General features: G+C 44.3%; 10 protein-coding genes. 6 read left to right on the top strand and 4 right to left on the bottom strand.

The features are described from left to right. Window positions 1–13 precede the first annotated feature (13 nt). From KVT36_RS04745 to KVT36_RS04755, 3 genes are all read left to right on the top strand, one after another. Window positions 14–1,546, top strand: coding sequence for a hypothetical protein (locus KVT36_RS04745; RefSeq protein ID WP_217602352.1), 1,533 nt, complete (start codon window positions 14–16; stop codon window positions 1,544–1,546). 23 nt (window positions 1,547–1,569) lie between these two features. Next, window positions 1,570–2,070 (top strand): redoxin domain-containing protein, encoded by a 501-nt coding sequence (locus KVT36_RS04750; protein WP_217602353.1) that lies wholly within the window; start codon window positions 1,570–1,572, stop codon window positions 2,068–2,070. A 133-nt stretch (window positions 2,071–2,203) separates the two neighbouring features. Next, window positions 2,204–2,482 carry a hypothetical protein gene (locus tag KVT36_RS04755; RefSeq protein WP_217602354.1) on the top strand — a complete coding sequence of 93 codons (279 nt, stop codon included), beginning with the start codon at window positions 2,204–2,206 and terminating at the stop codon, window positions 2,480–2,482. Between the two features lie 412 nt (window positions 2,483–2,894). On the opposite strand, the gene KVT36_RS04760 is transcribed toward KVT36_RS04755, so the two are convergent. The 4 genes from KVT36_RS04760 to KVT36_RS04775 form a co-directional block, all read right to left on the bottom strand. Continuing rightward, window positions 2,895–5,642 carry a prolyl oligopeptidase family serine peptidase gene (locus KVT36_RS04760; protein ID WP_217602355.1) on the bottom strand — a complete coding sequence of 916 codons (2,748 nt, stop codon included), beginning with the start codon at window positions 5,640–5,642 and terminating at the stop codon, window positions 2,895–2,897. A 90-nt stretch (window positions 5,643–5,732) separates the two neighbouring features. Continuing rightward, the gene (locus KVT36_RS04765) at window positions 5,733–7,040 is read right to left on the bottom strand and encodes a DUF255 domain-containing protein (RefSeq protein WP_217602356.1); all 1,308 of its coding nucleotides are present in this window, start codon (window positions 7,038–7,040) and stop codon (window positions 5,733–5,735) included. Between the two features lie 53 nt (window positions 7,041–7,093). After that, complete coding sequence (locus KVT36_RS04770; protein ID WP_217602357.1) at window positions 7,094–8,524, bottom strand: RagB/SusD family nutrient uptake outer membrane protein; 1,431 nt, start codon at window positions 8,522–8,524, stop codon at window positions 7,094–7,096. A gap of 31 nt (window positions 8,525–8,555) precedes the next feature. Beyond that, window positions 8,556–11,936, bottom strand: coding sequence for a SusC/RagA family TonB-linked outer membrane protein (locus KVT36_RS04775; protein ID WP_217602358.1), 3,381 nt, complete (start codon window positions 11,934–11,936; stop codon window positions 8,556–8,558). 294 nt (window positions 11,937–12,230) lie between these two features. Here KVT36_RS04775 and KVT36_RS04780 point away from each other — a divergent pair, with 294 nt between their 5' ends. From KVT36_RS04780 to KVT36_RS04790, 3 genes are all read left to right on the top strand, one after another. Continuing rightward, window positions 12,231–12,818 (top strand): RNA polymerase sigma factor, encoded by a 588-nt coding sequence (locus KVT36_RS04780; protein ID WP_217602359.1) that lies wholly within the window; start codon window positions 12,231–12,233, stop codon window positions 12,816–12,818. Between the two features lie 77 nt (window positions 12,819–12,895). Then, window positions 12,896–14,002 carry a FecR family protein gene (locus KVT36_RS04785; protein ID WP_217602360.1) on the top strand — a complete coding sequence of 369 codons (1,107 nt, stop codon included), beginning with the start codon at window positions 12,896–12,898 and terminating at the stop codon, window positions 14,000–14,002. Window positions 14,003–14,273: 271 nt separating this feature from the next. Then, complete coding sequence (locus KVT36_RS04790) at window positions 14,274–15,452, top strand: FecR family protein (RefSeq protein ID WP_217602361.1); 1,179 nt, start codon at window positions 14,274–14,276, stop codon at window positions 15,450–15,452. The last annotated feature ends 172 nt before the right edge of the window (window positions 15,453–15,624 follow it).

The raw sequence follows: 15,624 nt of genomic DNA on the forward strand, positions 1-15,624 counted from the left end.
ATTTATGCAGTTGATGCCTACTATACCTGATACGCCATTTAACAAAAGGATATGGCAGGACCCGGAAAGCCGGTTACTGTTATGGATAGCAACTGCGGCTATTATTATACAGTTTATTTGCTTTAAGATACTGTACCCTTACCCAAACTTTATGCCACCCGATTCGCATTCCTATATAGCTGCTGCAGAGAGCAATCAATTTGTGAATATTTGGGCCATTGGGTACTCCAAATTCCTGCGCCTATTCAGCAGCTTTACCAGCTCTGACCTGGCACTGACGGCTTTCCAGTACTTTTTTCTGCAAGGCAGCATACTGTATCTGCTGTACACGGTGCGGTACCTGCTGGGCCCAAGTAAAACCGCCTTCCGCATTATGTTTGGTTGCTGCGTATTAAACCCGTTGATGCTACATATTAGCAACTTTGTATCTAGCGATGCGTTATTTACAGCTTTTAGTCTGCTATGGTTTACACAGGTGTTGTGGATATTGTATGCGCCAAGACCTCGGCTATTGGTTTTACATGCTGTTGTGTTGCTATGCGCATTTACCCTGAGGTACACGGCCCTGTTTTACCCGCTGATCAGCATTTTGATCATTATGTTTAAGCGGTTGAAGGCCTGGATGAAAATAGCGGGTATTGGCTGTATTATATTATTGCTAGGCGTTTTCATAGGCCGCACCAGTTACAGTTATTATCAGGAAACCAATACCTGGCAATACTCACCATTTGGAGGATGGCTACTGGCTGCTGATGCTTTGTATGGTTATGCGTATGCCAACCCTGACCCGCCAGAAAGCGTACCAGCCAAATTGCGCCCCCTACACGTGATGGTGAACCGGCATATGGACTCCATGCGAAGGCTACCCCAAAGACCTGATGCCAATATAGGGGTGTATTATTTCTGGGACTTTAAATCACCATTGCTGGAATATATGTATTATACCTGGCGGAAGGACAGCGTTGCCCCTTATTTGCAACGCTGGGGCAGTATGGGGTCGTTATATGGCGCTTACGGACGGTACCTGGTAGTACGGCATCCGGTGTTGTTTGCGCGGCGTTACCTGTGGCCTAACCTGATCCGCTATTATGCACCGCCGCCACAGTTTATGGAGGTTTATAATATGCAAAGGGATAGCGTACCGATGGCTACGGCGCGGTGGTTTGGCTGGAGAAGTAATAAAATAACTACGTACTTTAAAGATAGGCACATCCTAATCAGCCAGTATTTTACCGCCTTGTTTGCTTTTATTAACCTTTTTTTTGTTATGGGCTTTGTTGCATTTACCTGCCTGGGCGGCCTGCGGCGCCGCAGACAGGTGCAGCAGAAAATACTATGGTGGATGCTGATTGTGTGGCTGAGTAATATGTGCTTTAGTGTGATAGCGGCACCTATTGAACTGCGATATCAAATATTTCCGATGGTGATTACACTGGTGTTTGGGATACAGCTTACCACATTTATACTGCAGGAACAGCCAACAGCCTTAAAACGGCCATTGCAAGCATGCGTGCCAAAGCAGTTTAGCATTACGGAAAAAAAATAAAACAATGCATAAACTATCTATTTATGAAAATACTTGAAAATTTACTGCTTGCTATGGTGTTGATCGCTACTTATAGCTGTACCAACAAGGAGGCCATAAAAACCGGTATGGAGGGTAAAGAGCTGCCGGCCTTTGAGTTGTTGCTTGCCGATAGTGTGACCCATTTCAACACGGCAAACAGCCCTGTAAGCAAACCGGTAGTATTATTTTACTTTAGCCCCTATTGCCCTTATTGCCGGGCACAGATGGGTGATATTGCCCAAAAGATGGATAAACTCAAGAACATACAATTTTATATGTTTACTTCTTTTCCATTCAGCGACATGAAGCATTTTTATGAGGAGTATAAAGTACGACAATATCCTAATATTCAAATGGGGCTTGACCTGAAAAATTTTTTCCCCAACTATTTTGAAACACAGGTAGTGCCCTACACGGCTATTTATGGAAAGGACCGGAAGTTGCGCAAAGTATTTATAGGGCAGGTTTACAGTAGTCAAATAAAAGCAGTTGCAGAAAACTGAGCAAAAACTTTACTAAGCTATTGACCAATTGGTATACGTCCACGTGGGAAAGGCGAAGCCGAAAACCTTTATAAAAGAGTAGGCACGATCATAAATTAAAGTTTAGCTTTTTGATTTAAAAAGCACCTGAATTATGAAAAGAGTAAAAATTATCTTATCTGCCATTACGGTATTGGCAGCCGTAGGTGGCGCCCTGGCTTTTAAAGCTAAGACTTTTGGTGTAGATTATTGCTATAAGACAATTGCAGGAGGAACAGGTAGATGTACTGCCTCAATTCAAACTAGTTTTGATATTTCAAATGCAAATACTCCTGCCCTAACATATTTTTATACAACTACTACAAATTTGGCAGCGTGTACCACTGCAGGTGCACCACAGTGTGCTAAGGTTGGCGAAGTTGTTCTCGAGTAATAAAAGTTAGGTTATAATTTTAAAAGAGACCGTCTCCTATGTTTGCAAAAACATGGAGGCGGTCTCTTAACGTGTGAGGCTAAATACTATGCATTTTTTAAAGGAATAATTTAAAGCAAGTAATTATGCAGAAGGTAAAAATTATGTTGTCTGCTATTACAGTACTGGCAGTAGTAGGTGGTGCCTTGGCTTTTAAGGCCAAGACTTTTGGCGCGGTATATTGCTATAGGACAACACAAGGTGGGGCGGGGAGATGCACTGCTGGTATCACAACCAGTTTTTGCGTTCCAATGGCAAATACTCCGGCCCGAACATATTTTTATACCACTACTACAAACGCGACTGCTTGTACCACTGCAGGCGCCCCTCAATGCGGTAAGTTAGGTGAAATATGTGTAGAGCCATAAATATTCTACGGGACTTTACCGCTTGTGTCAAGCTCGTAACCGGTTTTGATGCCCTTTAATCTAGCCGGAATGCCTTCGGTCATCCATATTGGAGGTGGAGCACCTTTTAAATAATGATCAAAAAACTGTGTAACTCGGATGGTGAAGTCAATTGCATCTTTGCCTGATACGCCATGGCTGTTATTGTTATATTGCATCATCCATACTGGTTTTTGCAGACGACGGAGTGCAACGAACAATTCCACTGCCTGTTCCCAAGGCACCGCGCCATCACCTTTGTTGTGAAAGATCAGTAGAGGTGTTGTAACCTTGTCGGCATTCAAAATTGGAGAGTTCTCCAGATAATCGTTCCGTTTTTCCCAGAGGCTACCTCCATGTAAATATTCAGACCCTGCAAGTCGGCTTCTCCCATCTCCTCCAAGCTGTAGTGCAGAACTTATAATATCGCTAACGCCAGCACCTTCCAAAGCTGCTGCAAAAATGTCTGTATGTGTTACCAGATAATTGGTAGAATATCCTGCCGCACTGTGTCCATTTAAGCCCATGTGTTTGGCATCAACATAGGGCAGGCGGGACAGCATTTGAGCTGCTGAAACCAATGTGTTGTATGCGCTTTGTCCAAATTTGCCTACAGTAAAGTGAATGTCCGGCGTAAATACCAAGTAGCCTCGGCTTACAAACCAGGGAATATTTATGTTTGTTGTCATAAAAGCAGGTTCAGGATACTCGTACATACGGCCGGAGAATTGCTGGTAATAATTGAACAATACCGGGTATTGTTTCTTAGGATCAAAGTTTTCCGGTTTGTACAATATTCCCTGACTCATAATGCCATCCAGCTGCTTCCAGGTCAGCAACTCTGTTGTTAGCCAGTTGTACTCCTGCTGGGGATATAAATTGGTTAACGCTTTATAATTTTTGAAGTCGGTTGTTAGAAAATAGTTAGGAGCTTCGGATGATGTCTGTCGTTGTACCACCCAGGTATCGGTATCTACTGCTTTGAAGGGGGACATGCCATGTGAAAAGGTATGATCTGTTGCGGTAGCCTGGTAGCCCGGTTCATAACATAATGTCCATGGACCCATAGTGAGCAGCTCAGGATCGCCCCTCCTATTAACCTGTTTGCGATAGAAGCCGTTATATTTAGTATTAACATTGAAGCCTGTTAGCAGCAGGGAAGCATCTTTTTTGTGTAGTACGGATTTGTGAAACCGATCCTGTTCATTCGCCAACCTAAGTCGAGTATGGTTGGTACGGCCATATCCATTTGTAATATTCTTTGGTTGGTTATTGCCGGTGGGATCCAGCAGCCATATATCATAGTTATCATATACCAGTAATCCAGCACCACCTTGTAACCAACCTGCTATGCCGGAAGGAGCAATATTGCTAGTTCCCGTATAGAATTCATTGTTGAATGCTAGTGTCTTCCGGGGTATAATACTGGATATATTTATTGTTTTTCCAGTGCTTAGATCATAGCTGTAATAATCGGCATTATCTTTTGTGCCATCATAATATACCAGATATTTTCCGTCAGGTGAAAAGGTGAAGAGGGAGAAACCTGCTGTTTTAATAGGAGTTATAGTACCATCCTTTAAAGATAAAAGGTAGTTTGTGTTAGGCATAGCAGGATTTGCCGGATTAATTCCTAGCCAGAAGCGGTCTCCCTGTACCCTGTGTAATACCACAACAAAGTCTCCTTTCGGTGGTGTAGCCACTACGAATTCATTCTCCTTTTCCAACTGGATGATCTTATTACTGTTTGTACTGATGACTGCTCTATAAGACGGTGTTTGTGGATTCAGTAACTGGAGGGAATGCAGTATTGTATCCCTATAGCTCCATATATCCAAGTTTTCCGGACCTACAATTTCCCGCGATTTTATTTCCGGTATTTTCAGGTTAAAAAAAATATAATGCCCGTCTTCACTAAAGCTAAGTGTTTGATCATCGACCAGCAAACCGAGTTGTATATCTGCCGTCTGATGATTTGCTTTTAAAACCGCCTTCTCCATGCCCTTTTTATAATACCAAATCGAATTAGCTGTTTGGCCCGCCTTGAGGTTAGCTGTCGTAAAGGCTCCCTGGCTTCCACTTTCATCTATACAATAGTTAGTGATCTTTAGGTCCTGATCCGGGAAGTCGGCTGAAGTCCAGATGTCTGTAATATTACCGGAAGGTAAGGATACATATTGTAGTTTTATAAAATGTCTGTTCCCTTCCCACGCAGCTGTTTTTAACAACAAGGCTTGGCCATTATTGTCAAAAGTATAGTCTATAACAGCAGGGAAACGCCATTTTTTTGCGGTTACTAAATTTTGTAATATCAATAGATCTTCACCATTTTTAAATTTGTATGCTAACCATTGACCTTGTTGGTAACGTGGCTGTTGTATCGCGCTAACATTGGGAATACATTGTAATTTACCGGTGCTGGTCTGGAAAAAATAAAGCGTGTCACTACAAGTAAAGATTAACTGCTTGTTATTTGCTGCAAAAACGAGTGGATGTGCGCCTGGCCATCTTTTATTCCAAGAATCGGTTGTTGAACGCAGTACTAATGTTGTACTATTAACAGGTTGATTTTCGATATTATATGCAAAATATTTGCCGTTATTACTGATAAATACCTGACTTGATAAGTATGGCCAACTATAAATGGAATTGCTATCAATGGGAGATTTCCCCTTTTGGGCGGTCGAGTTTGTTGTAATGGTTATAGAGAGGAGCAGTAATGATAGATGTTTCATGGTTTTTTATAAAAGAGTTTAAATGCAGGGTTTTGAAAACTGAATGTAAGTGTTTGCCATTTAAATGATTTGGCATATTTAGCAATAGGCTTAATTATTTTCCGGCCAGGTAGGTTCTCCGCGTTTTATTTTATTAATTGTTGTCCGGTAGAGCTGGGAAAAGTCTTCGCTAATTACATTGTTAAGCGCTTTTGTTTCCCAAAAAAGCGCTTCATCTCTTCTGCCGGCTTTATATAAGAGGTTAGCGTAGGTATCCCATATATTACTCATCGGTGTACAGCAATTGCGGTGGGCTACTCGCTGCATCCACCCAATAACGGTGTTGATCTGAGCACTGTCATTACTGTGCATCAAGACATGCCAGGCAAAATTATTCAATGTAGCGTCCATAAGCGCGTTGGTGGTATCTGTACCATACTTTTCTACTTTAAGGATGAAATATTTTATGTAGTCATGGTGATTTCTGTTTACAAGGCTCCAGTTAGCCCGGTAGGTTAAGAGCGCTTTATCTGCATATGTAGTATTAAATTTGTTTTCCAACTTTGTGTAAAAAGTCGTCCAATCGGGCTCAGATTCCCCTTTAGCGGCTTTTACTAACGGATCAATGTATTCATACAGAATTATTCGGTCTACCACCTTCTCCGCGAATCCATTTTTTTTCATTACAGTATTTACTTCTTTACTGTCGGGGAAAAAGAGGGAAAAGAAGGGATCATGATCCGTTTTAATGTTGTCCGCTATGAAAGCAATGATGTCCTTATTATACAGATTTCCCCGTTTTACTCTTTTCAAAGATTGATAGTAGTTCTTTGTTAGACTATCGGCTGTCTCCCACTGACCCAATTCCTTTGCGGTTTTAACTAAGTAAGTCATACTTGCATAGCTTTTCTTACTGCGGTTATATTTTGACAACAGTCTGTCGTATTTTTTATAGGGATCCACATATTTTTGGCCAGGAAGGATGGCTTTGCCAGCCAGGGCCATAAAGTCTGCAGGAGATTTAAATCCAATTTCTTTTGCGGTCCACGTGCCATCTGGGCCAAAATAGAGGAACGTAGGGTAGGCTATTACCTTGTATTTTTTTTCAATGGCTTCTGCATCCTTATACCAGTTGCGTATGGCGGGGGCATCTTTCGCCGTTTTATCCATCTGCATTTTTACGGAAATGAACCTGCTGTTTATATAAGCTCCTACACTGTCGTTAGGATACACCTCTTTTTCCATCTGCTTACAAGGGCCGCACCAGGTGGTGTAACAGTCTACAAAAATATATTTGTTCTCGGCTTTTGCTTTTTGCAATACTTGCTGCCAGCTTAAGTTTTCTTCAAACTGGATACCATTCTCCTGGGCACACACGAAAAAGGGCATGCCCAGAAGCAGTAACAACATTTTTTTCATACCTGATTTGCCGTTTAAGTTTATACAATTAGATTAATATAGGGCTTATCTATTTAATACCCGGGATTCTGGACAAGGTTATTGTTGCTATTTATGTCTGCAAAAGGTATTGGGTAAAGTTGATCTGTAGTTTGCCAGCTGCCGCCTTTCATGGGCGTAACCATCTTCATCAACTCGTTGGCCCGGTTACTTCTTTTCAGGTCCATCCAGCGGTGGCCCCATTCTGTAAATAGCTCTACCTGTCGTTCGTGAAAAATGGCATTTAGCAAGGCATTTCTATTATCAGACGTTGTACCGGGCAGGCCGGCTCGCTGACGTATGTTATTAAGGTCTGCAACAGCGCCAGATATATTGCCCAGTTGCGCCCGAGCTTCGGAGCGGATGAGGTACTGTTCGTCCAAACGCAGCACAATAAGATATTCTGTAACAGGGTCATTCAGGATGGCGCTTTTATATTTATAGGGATAGTGATACAGAATACCGGCTACGGTTACGGTATCCACCCAGTTACTAAGCCGCTGATCGGCCGGCTCAAAACTATGCAGTAACGTATCACTTAAATACACGGGGTATAGGGTCGCGTCTAGGCCTGTGTTGGGGATGATGAAAGTCCAGGCTTCTTCCGTATTATGGCCGGCAATTACAGGCTGTAGCTGCCAGATGGCCTCTGTGCTGTTTTTTAGAAAGGCGTTGTTTAAAGCCGGCAACCCAAACAGGGTCGTATTATTTATGAGGGTAGTGGCCTGGGTTTCAGCATTTTTCCAGTCACCTATATACAGGTACACACGAGCCAGCAATGCAGTGGCAGCCCAACTAGTGGGTCTTAGCCGGTCGTCTGTTGTGGTACGCAGGTCTGCTTTTAGGTAGGTATCACTTAATAAATCCTTGGCTTCTTTCAGATCGATAATTATCTGCTCATACACTTTGGCTATAGGCGCGCGAGGCATCATAGCATTGGCCGTGTAATCCGTACCGGTTACAATAGGTACCTCCCCATACAGATTCACCAGGTAAAAGTAGGCGAATGCGCGCATGAACCTGGCCTCACCCAATAGCTGTTTTTTAATGGCCGGGGTTATTTTATCCGCCCCTGCCAGCCCTTCAAGGGTTTTATTGCAAATAAAAATGTAGTTGTAAAAGTAATTCCAGAAGCTGTCGTCCGAAGTTTGAGTGTAATTAGATACTAAATTATTGGTATAATAGGCGATATACTTTGCATCAGTTACACCGGTATATAAGGCCCATTCATCTGCAGACAGACCAGTTAATACTGCCATACCGGCGCTGCCGGTGAGAATGCTAGAGGAACTCATATTGGTGTATAGGCCATTCAATACGGCTATGGCATTTTCATCTTTGATATACACTTCCACATCTGTCACGGATGTGAGGGGCTGCTCGGCCTCTATCCATTTTTTGCAGGCAGAAAATTCACTCACCGTAAGTATGGCACTTATACAGAGCATAATATGTTTGAGTTGCATATTGTTTAGTTTTAATAGAGCGTTGTTGTGATTACAGGCCGGCCTTTATGCCAACAGTGAATACTTTTAGAGGAGGTAAAGCAATAGTACCTTGGTTCTCCGGGTCCAGCCCTTTATAGTTGGTAAAGGTGAGCAGGTTTTGGCTCTGCAAGAAAAGTTGGCAGCTTTGCATGTGTGTTATTTGCAACCATTTGACAGGTAAACGCCAGGCTACCGCCAGGTTTTTCAGGCGGATATAGGAAGCATCTGTGTAGCCTGCATCACTGGTATTTGCATTTGCCAACTGTTGCGCTGAGCCATTTGGAACGGCGCCATACCTCCGAATGGATTTTACATCGCCTGGTTTTTCCCAGTGATCCAACACTGTTACCGGTTGGTTGCTTCTACCATTAAAGAACTCGCCGGGACCTATATTGGAATTGCCATTGAACAGTACATTATCCCCCAATTGTTTTACAAACTGTAACAGGAAATTGACTTCGAAGCCATTGTAGGTGATGCTGTTCTGTAAGCCACCATAAAATTTGGGCGACAGATTGAGCAGTACAGTGGCATCTTCAAAAGCCGGGGTGGCAGTGGCCTTGCCGTTTTTGTCGGCAAACTGGTAATCCCCGACTGTCGGATCTACACCCAGAAAATGGTAAGCCCGGATGACACCCAGTGGTTGGCCGATGATGAGTGTACTAGCATAAGGTGAGCTTTCAAGCCCGGGAAACGCTACTAGCTTGTTGCGTGGAATAGTGATATTCAAATCAGAGGTCCAGGTAATATTTTTGCCTTTTACATTCGTTGTACTGATTGCAAACTCCCAACTACTATTTTGTACTGTTGCCGGGAAATTGCGTAAAATGTTGGAATAGCCAGTTATATTGGGAAGTATGTACTCAAGTAATTGGTTGGAGGAACGGTTGCGGACATAGGTGGTGTTCAATAATATTCTATCGCCGGCAAATCCCAGCTCCAGCCCTATCTGCAATTTCCTGGTTTCTTCCCATTGGAGGCGTGGGTTGGAAAGATAAAACGGTGTTAATGCGCTACTGCCCTGATAAGGATTGCCAGCATTCTGAATACTATATAAACTTAAATAATTATAGTCAGCTATCTGGTCATTGCCTGTTATACCATAGCTAGTGCGTAGCTTACCAAAGCTGAGAAAGGGCAACGTTTTACGGATAAAATGCTCATTGGAGAATATCCACGCAGCGCCTGCTGCTCCAAAATTATGGAAGCGGTTGGCGGTACCAAAACGGGAGCTTCCATCCCTGCGGGCAGTTAGATTGATAATGTATTTATCCTGCCAATTATAATTTAGTCTGCCAAAAAATGCATTGTATTTATATTGGGAATTGTTTGATCCACCACTTTGCAGGGAACTGGCGGTGCCCATTTCTTTCATTACATCATCATTATTATAGCCTAAGCCAATGACGGTATTCCCTTTTGTATTGTTTTCCTGAACGGTGCCCCCCAAAATAGTTTCCAGGTTACCCTTTAGTATCCTTTTCCGGTAGCGGAGTTGAGGCTCTATGATCCAGGAATTAACAGTCCGGTTACCATAAAATGCTCGCCTTTGGGATACGGGACGATTTTCCGGTTTTATTGCCAAGAGCGGAGTGGGCGCAAAATCATTTGTTTGCAAATTCGTATATCCCAGGCTGGTACTTACTTCCAGACCCGGTAAAAGCTGGTAACTGACTACCAGGTTGCTAAGCAGATTAGTAGTTTTATTTACATATTTCATATATATACCTATAAGTGGATTGGTCCAGGCGCTGGCACCGGCGGTAGTGGGTGCCCAGTTTAAATCAGAAGTACCACTTACATACAAGGGAGGAGCATCCGGCTCCGTCTGAATGGCTCTTTGGGTTAGATCCACTCTAGGTAGCTGGTTATTATCCACCATGTAATTGCCGGATACCAGCAGCCTGAATTTCTGGTTTGCACTGCGGCTGCTGATGCTGAAATGTACGGATGCCTTTTGGTCTGCAAAATCGCTGGGGTAGGGGAATACGGTGGTTTCACGGTGATAAGTGCCACCTACCAGGTATTGGGCCAAGGCTGTGCCGCCAGAGAAGCTGGCGTTTATATTGGTGTAGTGCGCGGTGCTGCCTATGAGCGCTTTTTGCCAGTCGGTATAGCGGGTAGTATCCCAGGTGCCGTTAATATCATAGTCTGTAGGCAGAATGGTTGCATTGTCATTTCTTTTTCCTTCATGGCGCATTTCCAGATACTGCTGTGTGTTAAGCATTTTTAAAGTACGAGTTACTTTGCCCCAGCCCTGCTGAAAGTCCATGTTAAACCGCACGGGGCCTTCCTTCCCTTTTTTGGTGGTAATGAGGACAGCGCCGTTGGCAGCGCGGGAGCCGTAGATAGCGGTGGCATCAGCATCCTTCAGGATGCTGATGCTTTCGATATCTGCGGGGTTTAGGTAGCTCAGGGGATTGCCAGAGGATTGCTGGCCCCTAAGGGGATCGTTGCCGGATTGACCCAAAATGGCATCCAGGCCGGTAGTGGGTAGTTTGTAGTAGATGGGCACCCCATCTACTACAAACAGCGGATCACTACCGTTAAAGATGCTGTTTTGCCCCTGGATACGCACCGTAACACCACCGCCAGAAATGCCGGTGTTCTGGGTAATGTACAGGCCCGGCACACGGCCCTGTAGGGCCAGTAGCGGGTTGGCCACGGGCTGCCTTTCTATGTCCTTGGCTTTTATGGTGGCGGTGTTGCCGGTGTTATAGCGCTGCGTGGTGGTGCCGTAAGCGATGATTTGTGTTTCATCCAGTTTGCTGATGTCCATATTCAGCTGAGTGAGGATGCGTTTACCGCTTACCGTAATTTCCCTTCTGGCATAGCCCACGCTGCTGATCAGCAGCGTAGCGCCAATAGGCACTTTGGGAATGCTGTAATTGCCTTCTTTATCAGATACGGCGCCCTGTGAGGTTCCTTTAACCATAATGGTGGCACCAATAACTGGTGCTCCGTTGGCATCGGTTACTTTACCAGTGATCATAGCCGGCGTCACCGTACTATCACCCTCAATTTTTTTTTCAGGTTGCATCGGCTCTTTTTTATGGATCACCAACACATCATCGCTGTATTTCCATTCCAGTTCCTTACCCCGTAACACGTACGCCAGCACGTCGTCCAACGGAGTTTCTTTAAAATTTACATTCACTTTTTCATCCTGGTTCAGCGCAGTGGCTGCGGTGCTGTACATGACCGCATAGCCGGTTTGTTGTTTAATAGCTTTAAATACACCACGTAGGGTGGTATTACCAGTTAAGGTAACCGGATGATCATTCTGTGTGCCGGCATAGGCATGAGCATTGCCGCAGGTAAGGGATAAAATAAAGATGAATAACAGCCATGGGTTTAGATAGCTGCGTGTTAGCAATAACATTGGTTGCATAGCGGTTAGTTTGGTAGATCTGAAAAAATGGTTTAAACCCCGGTACGTTGGCATAGGTGAGGAGAAAAGAGTAATTAAGAACGAATAATTAATATTATTCCCGCTTTATGATATTACTGAGGTAGCAGTGCAGTGTACCATTCGATTGTTTTTGTTAACAATACATTAATGAATGCATTAACATGTCATTAAGGAATGCGTTAACTTCCTATTCACGTTATTGGTTTTTTATACTGCTAACTTTAAGCATGCCAGTGTTTTAGCAGGTGAACCGGTTTGTTATACGTATTAAATATGACCACAACTATGTCACTGTACGAAGAAGATATTATATTGCTGCAGCAGCTAAAGGTTGGGAAACCTGCGGCATTTGCCGCCTTTTATGAAAAGTACCGCCGCTACCTGATGATAGTGGCTGCTTCTATACTGGAAGATGAGATGGAGGCGCAGGACCTGGTGCAGGATTTTTTTATTGACTTTTGGGAACGGCAGCTGTATATGAGAATAGACCCGGGGCAGTGTAAAAGTGAAGAGGTGGTAATAAAGGGGTATGTGCATAAGGTAGTTTATAACCGGTGCATGGACCGGCTAACAGCAAGAAAAGCTAAGCAAAAGCGAATAGCGCATATGCCTGTGCAGGATGAGGCCTGTGCGCCGGAGATCCGGATGGAGATAGCCGAGTGGCAGCAGCAGCTGAGCTGGTCTTTGAAAAACGCCATTGAGCAAATACCGCCGCTATCTGCCAGGGTGTTTGAGCTTTCTTACATACAACGTAAGAGCAGGATAGAGGTGGCGCAGGAAATGGGGGTAAGCCCTAACACGGTAAAGAACCAGCTGGTGCGGGCAATGAAAATTTTAAGGCAGCATTTAAAGAAAGGATAAAAAGACAATAGTACATATGCAACGGAAACCCTGTAATAGTGATAATGAAGCGTGACCCCCGCCATATACATGCACTTATGAGCTCCTGGATAGCTGGTGACATCAGCGAAACTGATGCGCTGTACCTGAAGCAGCTGATAGCTACAGACCCTGAAGTACTGGCAGCCTGGGAAGAGTTTAAGCATAAATTTTTACCGGAGGATGTGCATAATGGATTCCTGCGGTATGAAGATGTGCAGTGGATACCGGCAGAAGAGATCACCAAAAAAACTTCGCAGCCACAGATCCGGAATATTTTTTTGTACGTAAGTGTAGTTGCAGCGATGCTGACAGGGATTATAGCGGGTGTATTGTTCTATAACAGGCAAGTACCAACGGAACAGATGACTGCAAATAACAAAAATATTACCCTGCAGCTGGCGAATGGTAAAACCATTAACCTTTCACAGGCGCAAGATAAGATACAGCTGGCCGGGGCAAAGCTGAAGAATAATGGGAAAGCCTTATCCTACACCCTGGACGGCAATAATAATGGCAGCAATGAGGCTGCCGCCATCAGCAAGCTAACAGTTCCAATAGGAAAGGACTATAAGATGTTTTTGGCTGACGGGTCTGAGATCCATTTGAATTCAGGCACGGAGGTCAGCTTCTCTCTCGCCCTTAAGGGTTCTTCCCGTGAGATTACGGTCTCCGGGGAGGCCTTTCTCAGGGTTGCTCCCCAGGCCGGCAGGCCTTTCCTGGTACACACCCCACATGGTACGGTGCAGGTACTAGGCACCAGCTTTAACGTAAACACTTATGATTCCGGGATAATAAAAGTAGCGCTGGTAGATGGGGCAGTGCAATTTGCTGCTGGTAAGAACACAGTAAAGATTAAACCAGGTAATGAAGCCATTTATACAGTGGATGAGGGAATACAGGTACAGCCGTTTGATGAAGATGAAACCCTGGGCTGGCAGGAAGGAAAATACTACTTTTCTGATGCCACTCTGCAGGAAATAGTAAATGTGCTGCCCCGGTGGTATGGCACAAACGTGTTAATAGATAACCCCCAATTAGCCACGGAACGCTTTGCCGGAATGATGGATAGGAACAAGCCAATCACCGCCTTCCTGGACAATCTTGGGAGTGCCCGAAAGATTCACTATCACTTTGATAATGAAGGAGTTTTGCATTTACAGTAGCTACTAAAATATTTTCATTTTTGCACCAAAACATAACACAAGGCCGTTCTCCGACGGTCTTTTTTAGGGGGATAACCGGTGGATAATAAGTATGATGTCAATTCAATAATTTTTTCGAAAATTTGCAACCATATGATCATTTCGGATGTTAAGTATGGTAAGATAAAGGAACACGTGTGAACGGGAGACAATGAAAGCCTATAGCCTATTCCTTTCTTTCCTATCCACTATCTTAATTGAGGGCCCCAACCAACTAAAAAAATGAACCACTATGATCAACAACATTGATCGCGATGATTTGCTATTACTGCTGATACGCCGGCAGGAGAATTGCACCAGCTGGGAGGAAGAACGCCTTATTGACCAGATCTTGCGCCAGGATGAAGATGCGAGGGAAATGGCAGAAGACGTACGCGTAACCTATGAGAACCTTGCCAAAGTTCCCCAAACCAGCGCGCAGGTACGGGTGCAAAGCTTCATTAATATGGAAATACCGCGGAGTGTAGAGGAAAGAAGGGCTGCCCTGCCTAAACGCAGGCGGTACCTGAACTTTGCCGCTGCCGGCATAGTGGCGCTGGCTACCAGCGCCATTGCACTGTACTTTCCCTTTTACGAGAAACATGCCCCTACCGTTACCCACCTGAAAGGTGTAACCCTGGCCATGGCTGGCGGTGATGCCGTAGCGCTAGGGATGAACAACGATACTATTGTAGCCAGTGCAGCCATGCTGCACACCAATGCCTCTATGTTATACTTTACTGCCAAAACAGGCGATCCTAATGCCGGTAGGGATAATACGATCACAGTGCCTGCCGGCAACATGTACAGCCTTACCCTGGCAGACGGCTCTGTGGTGCACCTGAACGCAGCAACCATCCTGCGGTTCCCCTTTGCCTTTACAGGCCCTAAAAGGGAAGTGTTTGTAGACGGGGAAGCATTTTTTAACGTAGCAGCCAATGCCAACCAACCCTTTATAGTACATTCTAAAAAGAAGGATGTGCAGGTGCTGGGAACGTCGTTTAATATTAACACCTATGATGACCATTTCCTGCTATCACTGATATCCGGTAAGGTAGCGGTGACGGATGTGATAATGCAGCCGGTAACAGCCAAAGGGAGCGTGAAGTTAAGCCCTTGCCAGAAAGCTGTGCTGGACCCGAAGACAAAACGCATGGAAATAGAAGCGGTTAATGGTAGCAGTGAACTAAGCTGGCTGCAAGGGATATACCGTTTCCAACAGGAGCCGCTGGCAGAAGTTTGTAAAGTGGCAGAGCGATTGTACGGGGTAACGTTTAAACTGGATAGTGAGGAGCTGGGGAAAGTAACCTATACGGGTATACTGCATAAGAATGACTCGGTGGATGTGTTTTTGAAGAATTTGAAAAATAATGGTAAAGTGGCAGCATATGAGCAGGATTGGGATGGAACGGTGCTGTTAAGGGGACAGTAACAAAACTGCTATTTTAAGATAAAAAAACCACCGGGAAACCGGTGGTTTTTTTATTTGCGGAAGTTACCCGCTGCTATAATACTGCGGACCAATATTCTATCCATAATGGTCCTAATGTCTACTATTTACTTCTTACATTACAGTACCGGAACATACCATTAAAGGACCCTTA

This window comes from Chitinophaga sp. GbtcB8 (genome assembly GCF_019091455.1).
Classification (GTDB): Bacteria; Bacteroidota; Bacteroidia; order Chitinophagales; family Chitinophagaceae; genus Chitinophaga.

Coding starts and splice junctions, on each gene's coding strand:
- KVT36_RS04765 (WP_217602356.1), bottom strand. CDS start 7,040: ATGAAAAAAATGTTGTTACTGCTTCTGGGCATGCCCTTTTTCGTGTGT.
- KVT36_RS04790 (WP_217602361.1), top strand. CDS start 14,274: ATGATCAACAACATTGATCGCGATGATTTGCTATTACTGCTGATACGC.
- KVT36_RS04755 (WP_217602354.1), top strand. CDS start 2,204: ATGAAAAGAGTAAAAATTATCTTATCTGCCATTACGGTATTGGCAGCC.
- KVT36_RS04745 (WP_217602352.1), top strand. CDS start 14: ATGCCTACTATACCTGATACGCCATTTAACAAAAGGATATGGCAGGAC.
- KVT36_RS04770 (WP_217602357.1), bottom strand. CDS start 8,524: ATGCAACTCAAACATATTATGCTCTGTATAAGTGCCATACTTACGGTG.
- KVT36_RS04775 (WP_217602358.1), bottom strand. CDS start 11,936: ATGCAACCAATGTTATTGCTAACACGCAGCTATCTAAACCCATGGCTG.
- KVT36_RS04760 (WP_217602355.1), bottom strand. CDS start 5,642: ATGAAACATCTATCATTACTGCTCCTCTCTATAACCATTACAACAAAC.
- KVT36_RS04750 (WP_217602353.1), top strand. CDS start 1,570: ATGAAAATACTTGAAAATTTACTGCTTGCTATGGTGTTGATCGCTACT.
- KVT36_RS04785 (WP_217602360.1), top strand. CDS start 12,896: ATGAGCTCCTGGATAGCTGGTGACATCAGCGAAACTGATGCGCTGTAC.
- KVT36_RS04780 (WP_217602359.1), top strand. CDS start 12,231: ATGACCACAACTATGTCACTGTACGAAGAAGATATTATATTGCTGCAG.